Origin of the sequence: Pseudomonas sp. SWRI50 (assembly GCF_014269095.1) — a bacterium.
Lineage (GTDB): Bacteria > Pseudomonadota > Gammaproteobacteria > Pseudomonadales > Pseudomonadaceae > Aquipseudomonas > Aquipseudomonas kermanshahensis.
Genome location: NZ_JABWRW010000005.1, coordinates 91,398 through 114,112, shown reverse-complemented (window position 1 = coordinate 114,112; position 22,715 = coordinate 91,398). Strand labels below are relative to the sequence as shown.

Here is a 22,715-nt window from a genome sequence, read left to right as displayed (position 1 = left end):
CAGCCGCCATGACGCGCCTGCTGGCGAGCATCCTGTTGGCCATCGGCATGGCCAGTTCCCCTGGGTTGTTCGCCGACAGCGAACCTCGGCAACTGCTAGCGCGCTCGATCAGCGCGGCCCCGCCCTTGCAACTGAGCGACCAGGACCGCCAATGGCTGCAGCAGCGCGGCCAGCTGGTACTGGGCAGCTCGCGGCCTGACTACCCGCCGTTCGAAATCAACATCAGCGAGCGTGATTACGAAGGCCTGAGCGCCGACTATGCAGGCATCATCGCCGAGCAGTTAGGGATCCCGGTCGAAGTGCGACGCTTCGACAACCGCCACGCAGCCATCGCCGCTTTGCGCGAGGGCCGCATCGACCTGCTCGGCAGCTCCAACGCCTTCGAGGCGGCGGATGCTAAATTAGGCCTCAGTTCGCCCTACGCCGACGACCTGCCGGTCATCGTCACCCGCGAAGGCCGCACCCTGAAAAATGCCCTCGACCTCGACGGCCTGCGCCTGGCCATGGTCGACCACTACCTGCCCGCCAGCGCCGTGCGCTCGCTGTACCCCAAGGCGCAATTGAGCCTGTACCGCTCGACCCTGGCTGGCCTTGCCGCGGTCGATCTGGGTGAGGCCGACGCCTACCTGGGCGATGCCATCAGCACCGACTTCTTTATTGGCAAGAGTTACCAGGGCACCTTGAAGATCGACCATTTCTGCCAGGTGGCCCCGGGTGCCTTTGCGTTTGCCATGGCTGACGACAACCCCCGTTTGCGCGGGTTGGTCGACAAGGCCTTGGCCCGAATCACCGAGAGCGAGCGCTTGACCATCCTGCGCCGCTGGACCAGCGGTAACACCAGCCTGCTGCTGGAGCGCCACCTGACCGCCTTGACCGCCGAAGAGGCCGCCTGGATCGCCCACAACCCGACCGTCAAGGTACTGGTCAACACCTCACTGGCACCGCTGACGTTCAACGATACGCAGCACCGTACCAACGGCATCACCTTGGAGCTGCTCAAGCAAATTTCCCTGCGCACGGGCCTGCACTTCAAACCCATCGAGAGCCAGTCGGCGCAGGCGATGATCGAGCGCCTGGCGCGCGGCGACGCGCAGATGATCGGTGCGCTGGGCTACGGCACCGAGCGTGCCAAACAACTGCGCTTCACCCGCCCTTACCTGGTCAGCCCCAGGGTATTGGTGACCCGCAACGACGCCACCTCATCGGCGCAGGCCAAAGCCCTCGATGGCCAGCGTGTCGCCCTGGTACGTGGCTCGCCGCAGCGCGCAGACCTGCAGCGGCGCTTCCCACGCGCCAAGGTAGTCGAAGTGGACAACCCCCTCGGGCTAATGGAAGCGGTGGCCAGTGGCACCGCCGACGTGGCCCTGAGCAACTACATCAACGCCACCTACTACATCAACCATGTGTTCAAGGACCAATTGCGTATCGCCAGCGTGCTGGACGACAGCCCGGCCATCGCGGCATTTGCCGTGGCCCCGGACCAACCTCAGCTGCAGGCCATACTCGACAAGGCGCTGCTGAGCATCCCCCCCGAAGAACTGGACCAACTGATCAACCGCTGGCGCACCAGCACGCTGGTCAGTGACAGCCCATGGCGCGACTACCGCACGCTGGCGCTGCAAGTGCTGGTGCTGTCCGCCCTGCTGTTGGCCGGGGTGGTGTTCTGGAACACCTACCTGCGCAAACTCATCCACCAGCGCACCGACGCCCAGCACGCCCTGCAAGCCCAGCTAGCCTTGAGCCGCGGCCTGCTCGAACAGTTGCGCCAGGCCAAGGACGATGCCGAACAGGCCAGCCAGACCAAGAGCACCTTCCTGGCCACCATGAGCCATGAAATCCGCACACCGATGAATGCGGTGATCGGCCTGCTCGAACTGGCCCTGGAAGACAGCCGCGCCGGCCGCTGTGATACCCAGACCCTGCAGACTGCCCACGACTCGGCCATTGGCCTGCTGGAGTTGATCGGCGACATCCTCGACATCTCGCGCATCGAGTCCGGGCACATGACCCTGCAACCGGTGCCGACCAACCTGGTCGAACTGGTGCGCAATACGCTGCGGGTATTCGAAGGCAATGCGCGGATCAAAGGCTTGCACCTGCACAGCACGCTGCCCACCGCACCAGGCTGGGTCATGGCAGACCCTTTGCGGCTCAAGCAAGTACTGTCCAACCTGATCAGCAACGCCGTCAAGTTCACCGAGCGCGGCGAAGTGCACGTCAGCCTTACCCTGTCGGCCGCCGACGGAAATAGCGACCTGCAGGTCGAACTCTGCGTACGCGACACCGGCATTGGGATCAGCCCGGAAGACCAGGCCCGGCTGTTCAATGCCTTCGCCCAGGCCGATGGCCCGCGGGCACGCCAGGGCGCCGGGCTGGGTCTGGTGATCAGCCGCACCCTGGCCGAATTGATGGGCGGCACGCTGAGCCTGCACAGCGTCGAAGGCGTGGGCAGCAAGGTGCAAGTCTGCCTGCAGTTGCCCGCCAGCCAAGCCCCCACGCCTGCCGAGCAGCGCGCCCCGGTGCTGGAAGCCAGCAGCGGGCCGCTGAACATTCTGGTGGTCGACGACTACCCCGCCAACCTGCTGCTGCTAGAGCGGCAACTGCACACATTGGGGCATCGCGTCACCCTGGCTGAAAACGGCGAAATCGCGCTGGACCGGTGGCAGGCAGCACGCTTCGACCTGGTGATTACCGACTGCAGCATGCCGATCATGGATGGCCACGAACTGACCCGCCGCCTACGCAAGCTGGAACACGAGGGCGGGTTGATGGCCTGCAGGATCCTCGGCGTCACCGCCAACGCGCAGGCCGAGGAACGTGCCCGCTGCCTGGCCAGTGGCATGGACGAATGCCTGTTCAAGCCGATTGGCCTGCAAACCCTGAAAAACCACCTGCCCCAGGCCAGCACGCACACACCGCCTGTTCAGGCCCAGGGCAGCGGTTTCAACCTGAGCGAGCTGCGCCACCTGACTCAGGACGACGAACAGCTCACCCGGCACCTGCTCGAACAGCTGTCACAAAGCGCCAGTGAAGATTTGGCCGCACTGTGTGCACTCGGGCCAGATGCGGGTAGCGACGCCGTGCGCGCCTTGGCCCACCGCATCAAGGGTGGGGCAAAAATGCTCAAGATGCGCACGCTGGTCAAGCACTGCGAAGCCATCGAACAGGCGCAGGCCCAAGGGCTACCAACGGCTGAACTGCGCCAGCAACTGCAAGCCAGCATGCAGGCCCTGTTACACGAACTCAGTGCCGCCCTCAGTGCAATTGCAACGTCGAGTTGATCTGGCTGATCGCATCGACCACGTGGCGTGACCCTTGCTGGATTTCCATGATCACCGTGCCGGCCTCGTTGGCCAGGGCCACGCCATGGCCGGTACGCGTCAGGCTCGACTGCATGCTTGCCACCGCCAACAGCGACAGGTCATGGTTTTGCCGCACCACATCGACGATCTCCAAGGTGGCCTTGCTGGTACGCGCCGCCAGGTTGCGCACTTCATCGGCAACTACGGCAAAACCGCGCCCATGTTCGCCGGCGCGCGCCGCCTCGATGGCCGCGTTCAACGCCAACAGGTTGGTCTGGTCGGCGATGCCGCGAATGGTCAACACGATCTGGCCGATCACGTCCGACTGCTTGCTGACTGCATCGATACTGCGTGCGGCGTCATTGAGTTCCTGGGAAATCTGTTCGATTACCTGCACCGCCTGCTGTACCACCTCGGTGCCCTTGCGGGCGCAGGCATCGGTTTGCATGGAGCTGGCGTGGGCGGCATCGGCGGCGCTTTGCTGGGTGCAGACCTGACTGGTGATGTCGCGGGCGAACTTCACCACCTTGTACAGCCGGCCCTTGCTGTCGAAGATCGGGTTGTAGGAGGCTTCGAGAAAGACCGTCTGGCCTTGCTTGTTGATGCGCTCGAAGCGGTGCGAATGGTATTCCCCGCGGTTGAGCGAGGCCCAGAACTCACGGTACGCCGACGACTCCCGCTCCTGGGGCAGGCAGAACAGCCCGTGGTGGCGCCCGACCACCTCTTCCAGGCGGTAGCCCATGGTGGTGAGAAAGTTCTGATTGGCCTTGATCACCCGCCCGGCAGGGGTGAACTCGATCACCGCCATGGAGCGGCCGATGGCCTTGAGCAGGCTCTCGCTTTCGTGCTCCTGCATAACGCGCTGGCTGATGTCCGACGCCACCTTGATCACGCTGGTGACCTGACGCTGCTCATCCAGCACCGGCATGTAGCTGGCTTCGAGCCAAACCTCCCGCCCTGCCTTGTCGACGCGCTCGAAGGTCCCGCTGATGGCCTTGCCCTGCCCCAATTCACGCCAAAGCTGCTGATACTCGGCCGTCTTGACGTAGGCCGGGTCGCAAAACAACCGATGGTGCTTGCCGCGTAGCTCTTCGACGCTGTAACCCATGGCCTGGCAGAAACGCTCGTTGGCGTCAAGAATGGTGCCGTCGGGCGCGAACTCGATCATCGCCATCGAACGGCTGATTGCCGCCAGTTTCGCTTGCGCGCTGGCCAGTGCCTGGTGACTACGCTGAATCTCGAGCAAGTCGGACTTGCGATGGAAATCGAACATGACGCCGGGCTCCTTTATGCGCGGGATGTCCTGAGCATAGATGGGCAACTGCGCCGTGCAAGCACATTGATATCACCTTGTAATTAACACCCCAGGCGCTACTCGGGCACCGCGTGTCACGAGCTTTCGCGCACCATCAACTCGAAACCAAGGTCTTGCTGCTCGGTGGCCACCCGCTTGCCGTCAAGCAACGCCAGCAGGGCCTGCGCGGCGCCCCGACCAACGGCAGCCCGCGGCGTGCGAATCGAGGTCAGCCGCGGGACCATGTGCGCTGAAGCGGGCAAGTCGTTGAAGCCGACCATCGCCACCTCGCGGGGTACTTCAACGCCCTGGCGCAGTGCCTGCAGGACCGCACCCTGGGCCAGGTCGTCGTTGCAGAAGAAGATACCGTCGACATCCGGCGCCTGTTGCATCAGCTGGCTGAACAACGTACTGCCCAGCGCGATCGAGGAAGGCTCCGGTGCAAGGATTTCCAGCTCCGTCGACTGCAGCCCTGCCTCGGCGAGGGCCTGGCGGAAGCCTTCGGCACGCTGCATCACCCGTGGGTCGAGCTGCGCGGCAATGAACGCCAGCCGGCGCCGCCCACGCTCGATCAGGTGCCTGGCCGCAGCGCGCCCTGCCTGTTGCTGCGAGAAGCCCACCGACAACGCACCCGCCTCGCCGCCCAGCTCCATCATGTGCACGCAGGGCACGCCACTGGCCGCCAGCATCTGCCGCGCGGCGTCACTGCGCTCGAACCCGGTCAGCAGCATGCCGCAAGGCTGGTAGGCCAAGTAGTTGCGGATCAGGTTTTCTTCTTCGGCAATGTCGTAGTGATAGTTACCGATCAACACCTCAAGCCCTCGCGGGCGCATCACCTCGTGAATGGCTTCGAGGGTGTCGATGAACAACTGGTTGGACAACGACGGGATCAGTACCACCACCGACTGGCTGCGCGCCGAAGCCAGTGCACGGGCTGCCGGGTTGGCGACATAGCCCAGGCTGGCCGCAGCAGCGGCAACCTTTTCCACCAGCGCCGGGGCAACTGTGCTGACGCCGCGCAAGGCGCGGGATGCGGTGATCGGGGAAACCCCAGAAAGCCTGGCGACTTCTGCCAGGGTAGGACGACCGGTGGTGCGAGAGCCTGTGCGTGACATGGATGTTGTAATTTTACTACTTGCCAAGGGAGGGGAACGGCCACTAAGGTAGCGCTGTCTCAGGACGCAGGCAATGTAATCTTTGGTAGCGGTTCCACGTGCACTGTGCCAAGCGTCCATACTGCGTAAGGACAAGACCAATAACACCGGGGAGGTGGCTGTTCGTCAACGACGAGACAGCGCTATCTCACCCCGCAGGAGGTACTGATGAATTCTCCCCTGTCCGCCATTGTGGTGATGGGCGTGGCTGGCTGCGGCAAAAGCTGCGTCGGCGCTGCCATTGCTGCCAGAAGCGGCGGCCGCCTGATCGAAGGCGACGCTTTCCACCCTGCCGAAAACATCCGCAAGATGAGCGCTGGCATCCCCCTGGACGATAACGACCGAGCCGGCTGGCTGGTGCGCCTGGGCCAGGAGCTGCAAGCCACGGTGCAGTCGGGCGAACGCCCGATCCTGACCTGTTCGGCACTCAAGCGCCGTTACCGCGAAACGTTGCGCGCGTCCATGCCGGGCCTCGCGTTCGTGTTCCTTGAGCTGACCCCTGCCGAAGCCGAAAAACGGGTCTTGGCGCGCCCAGGGCATTTCATGCCGGCGAGCCTCATCGACAGCCAGTTCGCAGCGCTCGAATCGCCGCGTGGCGAGCCACGGACCTTGCCGCTGGACGCCACCCAGGCCATCGACGCCTTGGCCGAGACGGTAGACACCTGGCTAAAGCCTTGCGGTGAGCAGGACCTGGCGCAAACCGCCTGAACCTGGCGGTTTATCCGGCTCACCCAAGACAGCGCTGTCTCGACCAATGAAAGCGCCTGAAAGTTCCATAACGTTACGCCCAAAACAACGATAAGACCGAGGCATTAAAACCATGTTCGGACTGGCTACTGATACCTTCCTGCTGCTCGACGCACTGGTCACCATCGTCGGGCTGATCCTGCTGATCACCCATTTCAAAGTGCACCCCTTCGTCGCCCTCACCCTCGCGGCCGGCTTCTTGGGCCTCACCTCCGGCATGCCGGTGGCCAAGGTGATGAAATCGTTCCAGGACGGTTTCGGCGGCGTTCTGGGCTTCGTCGGTATCGTCCTCGCGCTGGGCACCATGCTCGGCAAGCTGATGGCCGACTCCGGCGGCGCCGACCAGATCGCCCAGACCCTGATCCGCGCCTTCGGCAAGAAGAACGTGCACTGGGCCATGATGTTCGCCGCCTTCCTGGTTGGTATTCCGCTGTTCTTCGAGATCGGCTTCGTGTTGCTGATCCCGTTGGTGTTCATCGTCGCCCGGCGCTCCGGCGTTTCGCTGGTAAAAATCGGCATACCGCTGCTGGCCGGCCTGTCCGTGGTTCACGGCCTGGTGCCGCCGCACCCGGGGCCGTTGCTGGCGATCGGCATCTTCCATGCCGACATCGGCAAGACCATTTTCTACGGCCTGATCGTCGCGCTGCCCACCGCGATCATTGCTGGCCCGCTGTTCGGTAACTTCATTTCACGCTACATTCCGGGCAACCCGTCCCAGGAGCTGATGGACCAGATCGCCAAGGAGTCCGACCAGGGCAACCTGCCGAGCTTCACCATCACGTTGGTCACGGTACTGCTGCCAGTGGCGTTGATGCTGCTCAAGACCTTCGCCGACGTGGTCCTGCCGGCCGAGCACATCGTGCGCCAATGGATGGACCTGATCGGCCACCCCATCACCGCCCTGCTCGCTGCGTTGCTGCTGGCCTTCTACACCTTCGGCGCGGCGCGTGGCTTCAACCGCCAGCAGATCATGAAGATGCTCGACCAGAGCCTGGCGCCCACCGCCGCCATCGTGCTGATTGTCGGTGCCGGCGGCGGCTTCAAGCAGATGCTGGTGGATACCGGTGTCGGCAACGTGATCGGGCAAATGGCCGTGCAGGCCGAAATCTCGCCGATCATGCTGGCCTGGCTGGTGGCGGCGGTGATCCGCATCGCCACGGGTTCGGCGACGGTCGCGACCATCACGGGCGCGGGCATCGTGGCACCGGTGATCGACCTGGTGCCGGGGGTCAACCGTGAGCTGCTGGTGCTGGCCACCGGCGCCGGCTCGCTGATCCTGTCACACGTCAACGATGCCGGGTTCTGGCTGGTGAAACAGTACTTCAACATGACCGTGGCCGAGACCTTCAAGACCTGGAGCATGATGGAGACCATCCTTTCGGTGGTCGGCATCATCTTCATCATGTTGCTGTCGATGGTGGTGTGACCGTTGATCGGGGTGGGGGCACCAGGCGCGGGCTTAATGGCCCAATCGAAATAGAAGCCTTGCCCCCATCCCGATGCAAAGGAGCTTGCCCCATGATCCGCACCTTCCTGCTTGCAGCCGTACTGGTTTCACCGCTGGCCCTGGCGGTCGGCACTGGGCCCACCTACCCCGACGACCCGCACAACCCAGCGCCGACACCGGGTGTAGACAGCACGCTCAACCCCATTGAAAAGCCGATGCCACGCGACACCGACCCGCGGATCGAGGGCAATGACCCCGAGAGCCCGCCAGCCACCCAGGATGATGGACGGGATTTGCCAGGGATGGATGGCAGTGGCTCGGAAGGTACTGGGCGCCAAGGCACGAGCACGGGCAACCCTTGACCCCCCTGTAGGAGCAGCCTTGTGCTGCGAAGAGGCCGGCGCCAGCAGCGAAGATTCACTGTGTAGTTGCCGGCCTCTTCGCAGCACAACGCTGCTCCTACACAGAGCGCGCGCTTGGCCTAAGAAAAGGGGGCAATGCTCACCACTGCCGCTTGTCTGGCCTGGTCAACCCGAGCTTTTCGATCCGGTAACGCAGCATATCCCGCGATAGCCCCAGCATCCGCGCCGACTTGGTCACATTCCAGTCAGTCCGGTCCAAGGTCTTGCACACCAAATCCCGCTCCATGTCCGGCAGGCTGGTACCCGGCTCTGGCTCATGCCGTGGCATCTCAAATACTGCAGGCGCCTGCTGCTGTATCAACGGCTCGTCGATCAGCGTCATGCACAGGTTCAACTGATGCGATTGCACCACCTCATTGGGTGCCAGCAACACCGTCTGCTCCAGCATGTTGCGCAGTTCGCGCACGTTGCCAGGCCAGCTGTAGCTCAGCATCAGGGCCTCTGCCTCGGCGGAAAAACGCAGGTTCGGCTTGCCATAGCGCCGCCCGTGGTGCGCTAAAAAATGCCTGGCCAACAGCAGGATATCCTGCCCCCGGGCATACAGCCGCGGTACCTTCAAGGCGATGATGCGTAGCCGGAAGAACAGGTCGCGGCGGAACTTGCCTTGCTGCACCATCTGTTCGAGGTTGCAGTTGGTAGCGCTGATCACCCGCAAGTCGACCTTGCGCTCCTTGACCGCGCCAATGCGGCGGATGCTGCGATCCTCCAGCAGTTTGAGCAGCTTGGCCTGCAGCACAAGGTCCATCTCGCCGATTTCATCGAGGAACAGCGTGCCGCCATCAGCGGCCTCGACCAGGCCTACGCGGCGCTCCTTGGCATCGGTGAACGCGCCTTTTTCATGGCCAAACAACTCCGCCTCCAGCAAGTTGGCCGGGATCGATGCGCAGTTGAATTCGATGAATGGGCCCTTGCTGCGCGAGCCATCAAAATGCAGGGCCCGGGCCACCAGTTCTTTACCAGTACCGGTCTCACCCTCTACCAACACCGGCGGCAGGTCGTCGCTGGCCATGCGCCGCTCGGCGTCCAGCACCTGGCGCAGGGTGTGCTTGAGGCTGTGCATCACCGGCGACTCGCCAATCAGTGCCTGCAGCCCGGACTTCTGCGCCTCGCGCTCCTGGTAGAACGACAAGGTGCGCTCCATCCTTTCAGCCGCCAGGGCCTTGTCCAGGGTCAGTTTAAGCTCGGCCAGCACCACCGGCTTGGTCAGATAATGAAAGGCGCCCTCCTTCATGGCCTGCACCGCGTCTTCGACATTGCCGTAGCCGGTCATCATGATGACCTTGAGCGCGGGCGCCTGCGCCACCAGCACGCGCAACAGGTCATGCCCACTCATGCCTGGCAACGAGTTGTCGGTCAGCACCGCATCGGGCTGGGCCTGCTTGATCTGCTCCAGCGCAAGCTCCGCGCTGTGGCAGACCGTCACCTCGTAACCCTTGAGGCTCAGGTAGGTGCGAATGTTGTCAGCAAGGATTTCATCATCCTCGACTACCAGGATGCTGTGTTCCATGGTCCCCTCCCGCTGCGATATTGAAAGTAAGGCTTACGCGGGTTCCTTCCTCTTCGCGGCTGCTCAGGCTGACCGAGCCGCCAAAACGCTCCATGATGCGTTGCACCAGGGCCAGGCCTACACCGAGGCCGCCCTGCTTGGTGGTGAAGAACGGCTTGAACACCATCCGTTCCTGCTGTTGGCTCATGCCCTTGCCGGTATCGCTGAGCAGCAGCACGGCACGTTGGCCGTCCTGCACGTTCACTTGGGCGCGTAGCACACCCCCTGCCGGCATGGCTTCAAGGGCATTGGAAAACAAGCTGTTGAGGATTTGCGTCAGCTGCAGCGGCTGGCTGGCCACACACTGCACGTCGGGGCCCTCGTAGCAGAACTGCACGCCGTTGCGCGCCATCTGCTGGGCGAAGGCCAGGTGGGTGTCCTCGATGGATGCGACCAGGTCCACGGCCTCGGGCTCGTCACTGGTCGGGCGCAACGACACCAACAAGTCGCGCACCCAACGTGACATGCGGTCGACCTGGCTGATGATGTCGGTGATGTTCTTCTGTGCGGTGGGGTTGGCGATCTCCTGGGCCAGTTCGGCGCTGGAGCGGATGTTGGCCAACGGGTTGCGCAGGCTGTGGGCCACCGCAGAGGACATTTCGCCCAGTGCCACGTAGGTTTCACTGGCTACCAGGCGGTCTTGCTGCTGGTTGAGCATCAGCGCCGCCCGGCGCACGATCCAGAACAGGCCAAAGTAAATCAGCGCGCCACCCATCAGGGTCGAGGCCCAGATCAATACATAACCGCGCTGGATACGCCGGATCAGGTCCTGCGGCTCCTTGTAGATTTCCACCATCGACAGCACCTGCTCGCCTTGGCTGTCGAACAGCGGGATGTAGTTTTCGATGAACAGGTACTTGGGTTCGCGCAGAAACTTCTGTTCTTCACGGTCGTCCTCGGCCTGGTGGTAGCTGGCAGACACCGCTTTGCGCGAACGGAACGCGCGCTCCAGGTCGCCGTCCTCCTCGATCCGCTCGCCAATCAACTGAGGGTTGGTGGACCAGACAATGGTCCGGTCGCGGGCGTAGACGTTGGCCAGCAGGGTATCGGGCAGGTGTTCGACGTGGTCGAGGAACTCGACACGGGTCGATTCGGCCAACGCCGGGGTGAACTGCAGGTGTTGCAGGTCCAGGCGCGGATCGAGCAGTTCGCCCATGGTGGTGCCCGGCGGCAGTTGCGAATGGCGGACCTCGGCCTGGGCCATGGCCTGGATGAACTGAGCGGTGAGCATGGCATCGCGCTCCACGCTGTCGCGCACCACGAAGCGCGTCGACACATAGCCCAGGCCACCGGCCACCGTGGCGATGATCACCAGGCTGATGATCGAAAACCAACGCAACAGGTTGAACTCGCGCAACGGCGCCGCAAAACCACGGGTGGCCGCAGACGCTTTGTCGGGCACTTCGTTTTCCAGCATCTGCATTGAGGGGTTCCCGCGCTGGGCGTCCGTTCTGAAGCGCACCCTTGCCACGATTAGTAGCAATTTAATGGCACTTCACCCAGGTCGCCAAGGCGACCCGTTGTTGCCATGCTCACGTTGCAAAAAATCAGCCAGTAGGCTGAAGAAAAGAAATATTCATATTTTTCAATCACTTGAGATAACTTATTAAACCCTGGTCAAGCTTCAGCCCCCACTTTTGGGTAACCATTACCCAAAAAAAATCTAGCTGTTATAAATCATATACTTGCGATCTGAACCTAAAGCCCACTAAGAAGACTTGGCCAACCTGAAATTCAGCGAAACGCGGGTGCCATGCCCTAGGCTGCTGCTCAACCTCACCGCGCCACCAAAGCGCTCCATGATGCGTTTGACCAGAACCAAGCCAACGCCCAGCCCGCCCTGCTTGGTGGTGAAGAACGGCCTGAAGGCCATGCGCTGCTGTTGCTCGGTCATGCCCTTGCCGCTATCGGACAGGCGCAGCGTCAGGCCGCGCCGGTCGTGGCGCACCACCTCGACACGCAACTTCCCGCCCTGCTCCATCGACTCCAGTGCGTTGGCAATCAAACTGCTGAAAATCTGCCGCAGTAACGCCGGGTGCCCCAACACCTGAACCGCCGGTAACGGTTGCAGGTCGAGGGTGACGCCGCTGCGCGCCAGCGGTACCGCAAAGGTCTGCAGGCTTTCCTGCAGCGCCTGCGGCAGGTCCACCGCCACCGCCTCGTCATTGAGCGGGCGCAGTGACTGCAACAGCTGGCGGATCCACTGCGACATGCGGTCGACTTGGCTGATGATATCGTTGATGTTCCTTTGCGCCGGGCCCTCGTCGAACGCCTGCGCAAGCTCGGCACTGGAGCGGATGCTCGCCAGCGGGTTGCGCAAGCTGTGCGCCACCGCCGAAGACACCTCGCCCAAGGCCACGTAGGTTTCATTGTTGATCAGCCGTTTCTGCTGCACCGCCAGCAGCTTGGCCGCGCGGCGCATGATGCCGTACAGGCCGATATAGACCAGCCCGGCGCCGACGGTGATCGCCAGCCAGATGAGGATCAGGCCATGTTCGATGCGCACGATCAGGTCATGCGGTTCCTTGTAGATCTCCACCATGGCCGTGACGTGCTCGCCATCGGCGTCGAACAGCGGTATGTAGTTTTCAATGAACAACTGCTCAGGCAGGGTCACGAACTTTTGCTCTTCGCGTGCCCGTTCGAAGTCGTGGTAGCTGGCCGAGACCCGCATTTTGTACTCGAAGGCGCGGTCCAGGTCGTCGTCGCCTTCGATCAACTTGCCGATCAGCGCCGGGTTGGTCGACCAGATCACCGTGCGGTCCGGCGCATAGATATTGGCCAGCAGCATGTCCGGCAGGTGGGCGATGTGGTCGAGAAACTCGCCCCTAGCCTTGCGCCGGGCATCGGGGTCGACATCCGGCAGCGCCGTGCGATCGGTACGCGGGTCCAGCAATTCGCCCATGGTGCGCACATTGGGGATCGACACATGGCGCACTTCAGCATCAGCGATAGAGGTGATGAACTGAGCGGACAACAGCGCATCGCGCTCGACGCTTTCATCGATGATGAAACGGCTGGAGATCAGCCCCAGCCCGACCGCGACCGAAAGGATGATGGCCAGGCTGACCCAGGCATACCAGCGCAGCAGGTTGAACGGCTTGCGTGGGGCTGTCGCCTCGGTACCGGCAGGCACTCCAAGGGCGTCGGAACGGGGGGCGATGTCCATGGCGGACTCCACAGCTGGGCACCTTTGAAGGTTATAGCCCAGAGTTGGGGGAACCATGGTTCTAAATTGATGTCATCCGCCGAAGGGTGGCCGCCGCGCTGCTCGGCCACGTGGTTTTCCTACAGCGGCGAGTCGTCCGCCAGCCCTTGCAGCTTGCGGTAATCGCGCAGCACGTTGGGCACGTAGCGGCGGGTTTCGGCGTACGGCGGCACTGCGCCCCGGCGCAACACCGCGTCGGGGCCGGCGTTATAGGCGGCCACGGCCAGGGTGATGTCATTGTCGAACAGGGTCAGCATGCGTTTCAGGTAGCGCGCCCCACCCTGCACATTGTCCTCAGGATCCAGGGCGTTCTCCACGCCCATCTCACGCGCGGTATCGGGCATCAGTTGCATCAGCCCCACCGCGCCCGCCGGCGAGCGGGCCTTGGGGTTGTAGCCCGACTCAGCCTTGATCAGCGCATGCAGCAGTGCTTGCGGCACGTTGTGGGCCAACGCTGCAGCGGCCACCAGCTCGGCATAGGGCCGCCCGGTGATCATTTGCGCACCGGCAGCGCCCGCCTGGGCCAGCGGTTCGCTGATCACCCGCTGATACTGGCGCCCGGGCCGATGAACGTTGGTCAGTACGTAGCCGCCCTTGGCATCGATGGAGATGTACACATCGGCCTGGGCGGCACCCGCCGCCAGCCAGATCAAACCCAGGATAAGTCCACGCATGTCGGTCGCCTCTTCGTCGTGGCCCCCGATGTGGGGGAAATGCCCCGGAAAACCCGAGGTTGCAGACCACGACGCAAGCACTGTGCCGCTTCCTGCACCGCATGGCGCAAGGCCCCGAGGCAGACGTGCACGGCTGTTGCATGGTGCCTGCCACAGCATGTTCCTACGCAGCGGAGGGCATCACCATGCAGCGCAGATCCAACCCCCAACGTGGCTTCACCCTGCTCGAACTCCTCGTGGTGCTGGTTGTGCTCGGCCTGCTGGCCGGTATCGTCGCGCCCAAGTACTTCAGCCAGCTTGGCCGCTCGGAGGTCAAGGTGGCGCGGGCGCAGATCGAGGGTTTGAGCAAAGCCCTGGACCTCTATCGCCTGGAAGTCGGGCATTACCCCAACAGTGAACAAGGCTTGCAGGCACTGGTCATCGCCCCAAGCGGCGAGGCCCGCTGGACCGGCCCGTACCTGCAGAAGGCCGTGCCGCAGGACCCGTGGGGCCGCGCCTACATCTACCGGCAACCCGGTGAGAACGGCGGCGAGTACGACCTGCTGTCGATGGGCAAGGACGGCCAGCCCGGTGGCGACGGTGAGAACGCCGAAATCACCAGCTGGCAATAAGGAGCTCGGCCATGCGCTACAGCCTCAAGGCCCTGGGCAGACAGGGCGTGGTGCAATTGCAGATCGATGCCGAAGATGCCGACCAGGCGCGCCGCCAGGTCGAGGATCAAGGCTTGCGGGTGGTCAGCGTGAAGGGCCAGGGCAGCGCCTTGCGCGGCATGGCCTGGCGCCGCGAAGCGAGCTTTGACCTGGTGTTGTTCAGCCAGGAGCTGTCGACCCTGCTCAACGCTGGCTTGCCATTGATCGATGCTCTGGAAAGCCTGGCGGAAAAAGCCCCCGCTGCGGCCTCGCGCAAGGTGCTCGGCGAACTGGTGCGCCAGCTGTACGAGGGGCACTCGCTGTCTCAAGCGCTGGGCCGCCAGCCCAGGATATTCCCGGCCCTGTACGTGGCGCTGGTGCAGTCCAGCGAGCGCACCGGCGCCCTCGGCGACGCCCTCGGCCGCTATATCGCCTACCGGCAACGCCTGGACCTGGTGCGGCAGAAACTGGTGGGGGCGTCGGTTTACCCACTGCTGTTGTTGCTGGTCGGTGGTGGCGTGGTGCTGTTTTTGCTCGGCTACGTGGTGCCGCGCTTCAGCCAGGTGTTCGAAGGCATGGGCACCGAGCTGCCGTGGCTGTCACGCCTGCTGATGCAGATCGGGTTGTTCTTGCATGCCCAGCAACTGCCGCTGGCGCTGGGCAGCGTGGCGGGCATCACCGCCCTGGTGCTGCTGCGCCGCCACCCGCTGGTACGGCGCTGGGCAGCGCGCCAGCTCAGGCGCATGCCAGCGCTGCACCAGCGGCTGATGATGTACGAACTGGCGCGCTTCTACCGCTCGCTGGGCATCCTCCTGCAAGGCGGTATTCCTATCCTCACGGCCATGGGCATGGCCCGCGGGCTGCTGGGTAGCGCCGCCGCGCAGGGTCTTGAACAGGCCAGCCAGCGCGTGGCCGAGGGGTTGCCGCTGTCCGATGCGCTGGAAGTTGGGCAGCTGGTGACGCCTGTGTCGCTGCGGCTGCTGCGCGCCGGTGAGCAGTCGGGCAACCTTGGCGAAATGCTTGAGCGTTGCGCCGACTTTCACGACCAGGAGATTGGTCGCTGGGTGGAATGGTTCGTGAAGCTGTTCGAGCCGCTGCTGATGACGTTCATTGGCCTGTTGATCGGCTTTATCGTGATCCTGATGTACATGCCGATCTTCGAATTGGCCTCGAGCATTCACTGAAGGCTAAGGCCGAGGCTTTCGCGCAATGTCGTGCCTTCATACGCGGTGCGGTAGACGCCACGTGCCTGCAGCAATGGCACCACTTCTTCGGTGAAACGGCGGAACTGGCCTGGATGGCCAATGTAGATATTGAAGCCATCCAGCGCCCGCGCCTCGAACCACTCGGTCATTTTTGCCGCCACCGTTTCGGCGGAGCCGACGAATGCCCCCGGGCGTAACTGGCGGCCGAACTCCACCGCCTGGCGCAAGCTGAAGCCCTGCGCCCGCGCCTGGTCGGCAATACGCTTGGCATTGGTGAAGAAGCTGCTGCGGGCATGCTCCAGGCTCTCCTGAGGGAACGGCGCATCAAGGTCGTACTGGGTGAAATCGTGCCACCCGAAATTGCGCCCGAACTCCTTGAGTGCCAGTTCGAAGCTGTGGTCCTGCTGGTGGTAGTGGCGCTCGATCTCACGGGCGTGGGCATCGGTGTCGCCCACATAGATTTCTGCACCTGGCAGTACCAGCAACTGCTCCGGGTCTCGCCCCAGGCGCGCGGCACGTTCCTTGACGTCACGATAGAAGGCCTGGCCCTGCTCGATGCTGGCCGCGTGGGTGAAGATCACATCAGCGGTGGCGGCGCCCAGGTCGCGGCCCTGCTGCGAGTCGCCAGCTTGGAAGATTACCGGTTGGCCCTGGGGCGAACGCTGGATGTTCAAGGGCCCCACCACCGAGAAGTGTTCGCCCTTGTGGTTGAGCGCATGCAGCTTCGAGGGGTCGAGGAACTGGCCCGTGGCGCGATCGCGCGGGAAGGCGCCGTTCTCATAGGAATGCCACAAGCCCTGCACCACTTGCACGTGTTCCTCGGCGCGGGCGTAGCGGGTGTCGTAGTCGTAATGCTCGTCACGGCCATAGTTACCAGCAGTGCCGGCATCGCCGCTGGTCACCACGTTCCAGCCGGCGCGGCCTTTGCTGATCAAGTCCAGCGAGGCCAGGCGACGGGCGACGTTATAGGGCTCGTTATAGGAGGTGGTCAGGGTACCGACCAGCCCGATATGCCGGGTGGTGACGGCCAGGGCCGAGAGCAGGGTCAGCGGCTCAAGGCGGTTGAGGTAATGCGAAGGTGAGCCGGGGGTGATGTATTGGCTGTCGACGATGAATATCAGGTCGAATAGCGCAGCCTCGGCCTGGCGGGCGATGTCGATGTACCAGTCGATGTTGACACTGGCATCGGCCGGCAGCTCGGGGTCGAGCCAGAGGTTATGGCGGCCAGGGCCGCCGCAGCCCATGGTCAGGGCGCCGAGTTTGATTTTGCGGGTGGTCATGGGGAGTCCTCTGAAATGATGGGGGCTGTACCGGCCTCTTCGCGGGCAAGCCCGCTCCCACAGGAAAAGCGCCATCTTCAGCATCGACGCGGTCCCTGTGGGAGCGGGCTTGCCCGCGAAGAGGCCGGTACTGCCAAACTCAATGGTCGTTGGCCAGCGCCGCTGCAAACGAGGTATCGAACAGGCTCGCTGCCGGGTAGGCCTTGATCAGCCCAAGCCCGGCAAAGAAGTCCACGGTCTTCTGCGCATCGACAATCACCTGGGGGTTGAGTGGCGCCACGTCGGTGCGCGCGCGGGCGAACCAGGCCCGGGCAATGTCACGGTCGGCGCGGGTGCGCTTGGCCCAGGCGTCGGCATAGGCCTCGGTGTTGGCTGGGTTGTTCAAGGTCCAGTCACGGGCCTTCTTCAAACGCTGCAGAAAATCAGTGATCTGCGCACGCTTGGCGTCGACGGCCTTGGCGTTGGCCACCACGAAGCTCTGGGCCGGAATCAAGCCTTCGGCTGTGGCCAGCACCCTGGCGCCTTGGCGCTCCTGTTGGGTGACATAGGGCTCCCAGGTCGCGATCACGTCCACCGAACCGCCATCCAGGGCGTGCGAGGCATCCAGCGCGCTGAGGTAGCGCAGCTCCAGGGCATCGCGGGGCACACCGGCTTTGTCCAGGGCGCTGAACAGCAGTTGCTGGCTCCACGAGCCTTTCCACAGGGCCGCGCGTTTGCCGCGCAAGTCTTCAAGGCTGTGAATGTTCGAATCCTTGCGCGCCAGGATGGCGACCCCTTCGAGGTTCTGCCGGCTCACCGCAATTACCTTGATCGGTGCCCCCAAGGCACCGAGAAACAGCGGCGGCGCATCGCCCAGCAGGCCAATGTCGAGGCTGCCGACATTCAAGGCTTCAGCCACCGGGGAGCCTGCAGTGAACTGCTTCCATTCCAGGGTATAGGGCACGTCATCGAGCACGCCGGCGGCTTCCATCACCGCACGGGCATTAAAGCTTTGATCGCCGACCACCAGGGTCTGCGCGGCGGCGGCCAGGCTCAGTGAGGTGGCCAGCACACCGGCGGCCAGTTGCTTGAGGTATCGCACGTTCGTCTCCAGGGCCAATAAAGGCGCAACTAGGTAGTCGATCCGCCCGTGCGGTCTCGCTTTGATAAATGACAGTGGTATGCGCTTTGAATCTAACCAGCGCCTTGCTTATAAGTTATCGATGTATAAAGCCTGTGGGAAATTCGTTGTAGGCATAACCTAATGCCTCCGACGGTGGCCTATTTCAAAACAGATAGGTGAGCCTGTAAATGCATTTTTTGCATATTAGCTTATGATTAATTTTACTTTTGTGAATATTCAGCGAGTTTGCTAGGGTTAACCGAAACCGTCAGCCGAGCCTGAACCATGAGCCAACCCCTGCGCCTGGAGCGCCTTCGACACTTCATCGGTGCGCTTTCGGAGCTGCTTGACCGAGCCCCCGACGAAGCCACCCTCCTCGACCAAGGCCAAGGCCTAATGCGCAGCCTGGTCGCCCATGACGACTGGTTACCCGAAGCCCTCGCCCAACCGGACCCAAGCCGCTACCAGCAATACCTGCTGCATTGCGACTCGCGCCAACGCTTCTCTGTCGTCAGCTTCGTCTGGGGGCCAGGGCAGCAGACGCCGATTCACGATCACCGAGTCTGGGGGCTGATCGGCATGCTGCGCGGCGCTGAATATTCGCAAGGTTTCGCCCGCAGCGAGCAAGGTGCGTTGCTGCCGGCCGGTGCGCCGGTGCGGATCGACCCTGGCCATGTCGAAGCGGTTTCGCCGCGTATCGGCGACATTCACCAAGTCAGTAACGCCTTCGACGACCAAGTGTCGATCAGCATCCACGTCTACGGCGCCAATATCGGCGCGGTCAGCCGGGCGGTGTACCTGGCCGACGGCACTGAAAAACCCTTCATCTCCGGCTACTCCAATACCCTCCTGCCCAACATCTGGGACCTGTCCAAAGAGAATCCAGCCCCATGAGTACTGTCGCCACCCGTTCCTTCCATGACATTCGCCGGGCCTTGCTGGCCCATGAAGAGCTGGCGTTGATCGATGTTCGCGAGGAAGACCCGTTCGCCCAGGAACACCCGCTGTTTGCCGCCAACATCCCGCTGTCGAAGCTGGAGCTGGAAGTCTTCGCCCGGGTACCGCGGCGTGACACCGCCATCACCCTGTATGACGACGGTGAAGGGCTGGCTACGCTGGCTGCCGCGCGCCTGTCGGCGTTGGGTTACAGCGATGTGGCACTGCTCGAGGGCGGCCTGGCTGGCTGGCGCGCGGCTGGCGGCGAGTTGTTCCGTGACGTCAACGTGCCAAGCAAGGCCTTTGGCGAGCTGGTTGAAAGCGAGCGGCACACGCCGTCGTTGGCGGCCGAGCAGGTGCAGGCATTGCTCGATGCCAAAGCCGATGTGGTGGTGCTCGACGCCCGTCGTTTCGACGAGTACCAGACCATGAGCATCCCCGGCGGCATCAGTGTGCCGGGGGCCGAACTGGTATTGCGCGTGGCCGAGCTTGCGCCGAACCCCGCCACCCAGGTAATCGTCAACTGCGCGGGGCGTACCCGCAGCATCATCGGCACCCAATCACTGGTCAACGCCGGCATCCCCAACCCGGTGGCGGCACTGCGCAATGGCACCATCGGCTGGACGCTTGCCGGCCAGCAACTGGCTCACGGCCAGCAACGCAGCTTTGCCCCCGTTAGCGACACCACCCGCGCCAGCGCCGCCGGCCGTGCCCGCGCCGTGGCTGACCGTGCCGCAGTCGCGCGGCTGACTCGCGATGGCCTGGCGGCCTGGCAGGCAGAGCCCCACCGCACCACCTACCTGTTCGATGTGCGTACCCCTGAAGAGTTTGCCCAGGGGCATCTACCGGCCAGCCGCTCGGTCCCCGGCGGACAACTGGTGCAAGAGACCGACCATGTCGCCAGCGTGCGCGGCGCCCGCATCGTGCTGGTGGATGACGACGGTGTGCGGGCCAACATGAGTGCCTCGTGGCTGGCCCAGATGGGCTGGCAGGTCGCCGTGCTGGACGGCCTGTCGGCAGTGGATTTCAGCGAGCCCGGCGATTGGCAGGCGCCGTTGCCGGAACAGCCCCAGGTGAGCGAGATCGGCGTTGACCAATTGCATGACTGGCTGCAAGCGCCAGGCACGGTGCTGCTGGACTTCACCACCAGCGCCAACTACGTCAAACGCCACATCCCAGGTGCCCATTGGGCGATCCGAGCGCAGTTGCCGCAGGTGCTGGAGCACCTGCCGGTTGCCGAACGCTACGTGCTCACCTGCGGCAGCAGCTTGCTGGCGCGCTTTGCGGCGGTCGACTTGCAGGCCCTGACACACACACCGGTGTATGTGCTGGAGGGCGGCACTGCGCGCTGGATTGCTGCGGGCTTACCGCTGGAAAGTGGCGAAACGCACCTGGCAGTGGCGCGCAGCGACCGCTATCGCCGGCCGTATGAAGGCACCGACAACCCGCGTGAAGCCATGCAAGGGTATCTGGACTGGGAGTTCGGCCTGATCGCCCAGCTAGAGCGTGACGGTACGCATGGGTTTCATGTTGTCCGTTAACGTGCGCCCCGGTCATCAGTGACGGAGTAGGTAGGCACCCGCTGGAACATGCTTTTGCAGCTTCTTGCATTTGCCCGGCGGGGGTTGGTGCCCAGGTGGGCGATCGGGGTACCAGATTCGGCATTTGCCTGGCGGCGGCCTGTGGCCCCGCGGTACCTCGAAGGCAGTTTCGTCCATGAGGTATTCAGGCATGCCCACGCGCTGCTGACCGGCAACGCCCTGGAGTTGCTGGGCAGCAGCCAGGGAGACTGATCGCGCGGGCTCCGGGCTGGCCTCTGCGGGTATTACTTGAACGGCCGACGCCTTTACAGCACCCGGCGGCGTACCCGAAATCCGGGCTTGGTTCGCCGCCTCGATCAATTGCAGATTGCGATTGCGCAAGGCCACGTTGCGTCCAACCCGCAGGTTGGAGCGCGCCGCCAACACTTCAGCCTGTTCGTATTGCCCCTGCTGCAGGCGCAGCACACCCAGGTAGTGCAGCGTGGCGGGGTTGTTCGGCTGGATTTGCAGCGCCCGCTCCAGCGTGGCGGCAGCCTGGTCCAGTTTGCCTTCTGCGTACTGCCTGGAGGCTGTTTCGATCAGCAGGGTCGAGGCCGTGTTACTGCTTGCAGGCGCCGTGCGCTCGCCGGCGGTGATGGAATCGCACGCGGTGATGCTGAACAACAGGGTTAAGGCCGACAGCATACGCTTGCTTGGCATGAGGAACGCACTCGACGGGTCCAGGTGGGCCTGGTTCGAAAGAAGACGCTATCGACCTGAACATGCCATCGAAGTTCCCGATCAACCGCTCAGATACGCGGCAGGCCATTGCTTCACCGCCCACTAGCCGCTAGAGTCCGCCCTAAGGCGTTCGCTGCGCCTGCGGTCCGCGCGAAGGGGTGCCCAAGCCACGCTTCATCTCATTTTCATTCCAGCTCCCGGCTTGTCGGCGGACCGAGCCCCAAAGGAGTTGGCATGCCCGCCATCCATGCTTCCCGTCATCACGGCCTGCTCGATCTGGCCGACCTGCGCAAACGCGCCAAACGCTTGCTGAAAGCGCTAAACAACGGCGAGGCCGAGGACGCGCGCGCCCAACTGCGCCTACTCGGCCTGACTGGCCCGCATTACAGGCTCGCTGACACCCAGTGGCTGCTGGCCCGTGAGACGGGTTTTGCCAGTTGGCCAAAGCTCAAGGCGCATGCTGACGCTGTCGCCTTTGCAGCGCGCCACCCAAACTTCACCGCCGATGGCGAGGCCACCGTGCAGCACTGGCGCTGCGGCAATGACATCGCCCATAGCTTGCGCACAGTGGGCTTTAACGGCGCGTTTCACATGTTCGACGACCCGATGGTCATGGGGCCGGTGCCGGCACTGCCAGAAGATGAGTACTGGCCCGTGCGTGCCGCGTATACGCAACAGGCGTTCAACCTTGGCGCGCAGGACGTCGAGCAGCGCCAGGCTAAACAGCGCGCGGCACTGGCACAGTTGAACGCTGACAGCGAAGTTGTGCTCTGGTGCGAAGGGGATGCTTACGATCAGCTATTTTTGATCCGGGTCCTGGCAAGCCTGCCCTGCCTGCCGCGGCGGCTCGAACTGATCGAAATTACCGAGGTGCCCGGCGTCGAGCGCTTCATCGGCATCGGCCAACTCGCCCCCGACCTGCTTGCCTGGCTTTGGCCACAACGGCGGCCTTTGGGCCCAGACGCCCTAGCGTTAGCGAAGCAGGCTTGGGCTGCCTATACCGCACCAGACCCAAGCGCCTGGGCTGCCCTTGCGGCCCAGGAACACCCGTCATTACCCCAATTAAGCGCAGCACTTGCGCGCCAGTTGCAGGAACTGCCAGGGGCAAAGGATGGCCTGAGTCTCACAGAGCGCTTGCTGTTACGCATCCTCGCGCAAAAGGGTGAGCGCCCGGCCGGCCGAGTGTTTGCACAGCTGATGATGCACGATGAACCATTGCCTTACCTGGGCAACCTGATGTTCCACGTGTTGCTGCAACCGCTGATCCATGCACCGCACCCGCTGTTGCTGGAGGGCTCAGGAGAGGGCTGGGCGCAACGGCCCTTGAGGCTGACTGCACTGGGCGAAAGCGTTCTCGACGGGCAGGCCAATTGGCTGGATCAGGCGCCTCCCCCGCGCTGGGTTGGCGGTGTACTTATCGACGCTGAGCAAGCGCCTTGGGTAGTCAGCGAGCGAGGCGAAGTCTGGCAGCGCCGTTAGGGAAATGCTGCTGGCGCTTGATCTCAAAG

General features: G+C 63.5%; 17 protein-coding genes and 2 pseudogenes. 9 read left to right on the top strand and 10 right to left on the bottom strand.

Features of this window, described 5'->3' with window-relative positions; all coding sequences use genetic code 11:
• The first annotated feature begins 8 nt into the window (after positions 1 to 8).
• Positions 9 to 3,281, top strand: coding sequence for a transporter substrate-binding domain-containing protein (locus HU750_RS07725; RefSeq protein ID WP_186678223.1), 3,273 nt, complete (start codon positions 9 to 11; stop codon positions 3,279 to 3,281).
• On the opposite strand, the pseudogene HU750_RS27535 reads toward HU750_RS07725, so the two are convergent.
• From HU750_RS27535 to gnuR, 3 genes and pseudogenes are all read right to left on the bottom strand, one after another.
• Positions 3,256 to 3,681: pseudogene (locus tag HU750_RS27535) on the bottom strand (methyl-accepting chemotaxis protein); the annotation flags it as partial. The gene HU750_RS07725 and the pseudogene HU750_RS27535 sit on opposite strands and share 26 nt — an antisense overlap.
• Positions 3,682 to 3,792: 111 nt before the next feature.
• Positions 3,793 to 4,575: pseudogene (locus tag HU750_RS27530) on the bottom strand (PAS domain-containing protein); the annotation flags it as partial.
• Between the two features lie 116 nt (positions 4,576 to 4,691).
• Positions 4,692 to 5,711: a transcriptional regulator GnuR gene (gene gnuR / locus HU750_RS07715; protein WP_186678217.1), complete on the bottom strand. Its 1,020-nt coding sequence runs from the start codon at positions 5,709 to 5,711 to the stop codon at positions 4,692 to 4,694.
• A 207-nt stretch (positions 5,712 to 5,918) separates the two neighbouring features.
• Here gnuR and HU750_RS07710 point away from each other — a divergent pair, with 207 nt between their 5' ends.
• From HU750_RS07710 to HU750_RS07700, 3 genes are all read left to right on the top strand, one after another.
• On the top strand, positions 5,919 to 6,458 hold the full coding sequence (locus tag HU750_RS07710) for a gluconokinase (protein WP_186678213.1): 540 nt from the start codon (positions 5,919 to 5,921) through the stop codon (positions 6,456 to 6,458).
• A 112-nt stretch (positions 6,459 to 6,570) separates the two neighbouring features.
• Complete coding sequence (locus HU750_RS07705; protein WP_027593400.1) at positions 6,571 to 7,923, top strand: GntP family permease; 1,353 nt, start codon at positions 6,571 to 6,573, stop codon at positions 7,921 to 7,923.
• A 92-nt stretch (positions 7,924 to 8,015) separates the two neighbouring features.
• The gene (locus tag HU750_RS07700; protein ID WP_186678210.1) at positions 8,016 to 8,306 is read left to right on the top strand and encodes a hypothetical protein; all 291 of its coding nucleotides are present in this window, start codon (positions 8,016 to 8,018) and stop codon (positions 8,304 to 8,306) included.
• Positions 8,307 to 8,445: 139 nt separating this feature from the next.
• Here the strand turns inward: HU750_RS07700 and HU750_RS07695 are convergent, their stop codons facing one another.
• The 4 genes from HU750_RS07695 to HU750_RS07680 all read right to left on the bottom strand — a co-directional run bounded on the left by HU750_RS07695 (position 8,446) and on the right by HU750_RS07680 (position 13,794).
• On the bottom strand, positions 8,446 to 9,873 hold the full coding sequence (locus HU750_RS07695) for a sigma-54-dependent transcriptional regulator (protein WP_027593402.1): 1,428 nt from the start codon (positions 9,871 to 9,873) through the stop codon (positions 8,446 to 8,448).
• A complete protein-coding gene (locus HU750_RS07690; protein WP_186678207.1) occupies positions 9,842 to 11,335 on the bottom strand; it encodes a sensor histidine kinase in 1,494 nt (497 codons plus the stop codon). The genes HU750_RS07695 and HU750_RS07690 overlap by 32 nt, the downstream gene beginning before the upstream one ends.
• Positions 11,336 to 11,620: 285 nt before the next feature.
• A complete protein-coding gene (locus HU750_RS07685; protein WP_186678204.1) occupies positions 11,621 to 13,081 on the bottom strand; it encodes a sensor histidine kinase in 1,461 nt (486 codons plus the stop codon).
• 119 nt (positions 13,082 to 13,200) lie between these two features.
• The gene (locus tag HU750_RS07680) at positions 13,201 to 13,794 is read right to left on the bottom strand and encodes a transglycosylase SLT domain-containing protein (RefSeq protein ID WP_027593405.1); all 594 of its coding nucleotides are present in this window, start codon (positions 13,792 to 13,794) and stop codon (positions 13,201 to 13,203) included.
• Between the two features lie 185 nt (positions 13,795 to 13,979).
• On the opposite strand from HU750_RS07680, the gene gspG reads away from it, so the two are divergent.
• Both gspG and HU750_RS07670 read left to right on the top strand, forming a co-directional pair.
• Complete coding sequence (gene gspG / locus HU750_RS07675; RefSeq protein WP_027593406.1) at positions 13,980 to 14,405, top strand: type II secretion system major pseudopilin GspG; 426 nt, start codon at positions 13,980 to 13,982, stop codon at positions 14,403 to 14,405.
• A gap of 11 nt (positions 14,406 to 14,416) precedes the next feature.
• A complete protein-coding gene (locus HU750_RS07670) occupies positions 14,417 to 15,607 on the top strand; it encodes a type II secretion system F family protein (RefSeq protein ID WP_186678194.1) in 1,191 nt (396 codons plus the stop codon).
• On the opposite strand, the gene HU750_RS07665 is transcribed toward HU750_RS07670, so the two are convergent.
• Positions 15,601 to 16,908: an LLM class flavin-dependent oxidoreductase gene (locus HU750_RS07665; RefSeq protein ID WP_085272928.1), complete on the bottom strand. Its 1,308-nt coding sequence runs from the start codon at positions 16,906 to 16,908 to the stop codon at positions 15,601 to 15,603. The two genes, HU750_RS07670 and HU750_RS07665, sit on opposite strands and share 7 nt — an antisense overlap.
• Before the next feature lie 139 nt (positions 16,909 to 17,047).
• The gene (locus tag HU750_RS07660; RefSeq protein ID WP_186678192.1) at positions 17,048 to 17,989 is read right to left on the bottom strand and encodes an ABC transporter substrate-binding protein; all 942 of its coding nucleotides are present in this window, start codon (positions 17,987 to 17,989) and stop codon (positions 17,048 to 17,050) included.
• Between the two features lie 306 nt (positions 17,990 to 18,295).
• On the opposite strand from HU750_RS07660, the gene HU750_RS07655 reads away from it, so the two are divergent.
• Both HU750_RS07655 and HU750_RS07650 read left to right on the top strand, forming a co-directional pair.
• Complete coding sequence (locus HU750_RS07655; protein WP_027593410.1) at positions 18,296 to 18,904, top strand: cysteine dioxygenase family protein; 609 nt, start codon at positions 18,296 to 18,298, stop codon at positions 18,902 to 18,904.
• Positions 18,901 to 20,487, top strand: a complete 1,587-nt coding sequence (locus tag HU750_RS07650) for a rhodanese-related sulfurtransferase (protein ID WP_186678190.1) — start codon at positions 18,901 to 18,903, stop codon at positions 20,485 to 20,487. Before HU750_RS07655 ends, HU750_RS07650 begins: the two co-directional genes overlap by 4 nt.
• 15 nt (positions 20,488 to 20,502) lie before the next feature.
• Here HU750_RS07650 and HU750_RS07645 read toward each other — a convergent pair whose 3' ends face one another.
• Complete coding sequence (locus tag HU750_RS07645) at positions 20,503 to 21,186, bottom strand: tetratricopeptide repeat protein (protein ID WP_186678187.1); 684 nt, start codon at positions 21,184 to 21,186, stop codon at positions 20,503 to 20,505.
• A gap of 255 nt (positions 21,187 to 21,441) precedes the next feature.
• Between HU750_RS07645 and HU750_RS07640 the strand changes: the two genes are divergently transcribed.
• Positions 21,442 to 22,686 (top strand): DUF1835 domain-containing protein, encoded by a 1,245-nt coding sequence (locus HU750_RS07640; protein ID WP_186678185.1) that lies wholly within the window; start codon positions 21,442 to 21,444, stop codon positions 22,684 to 22,686.
• Positions 22,687 to 22,715: the final 29 nt, after the last annotated feature.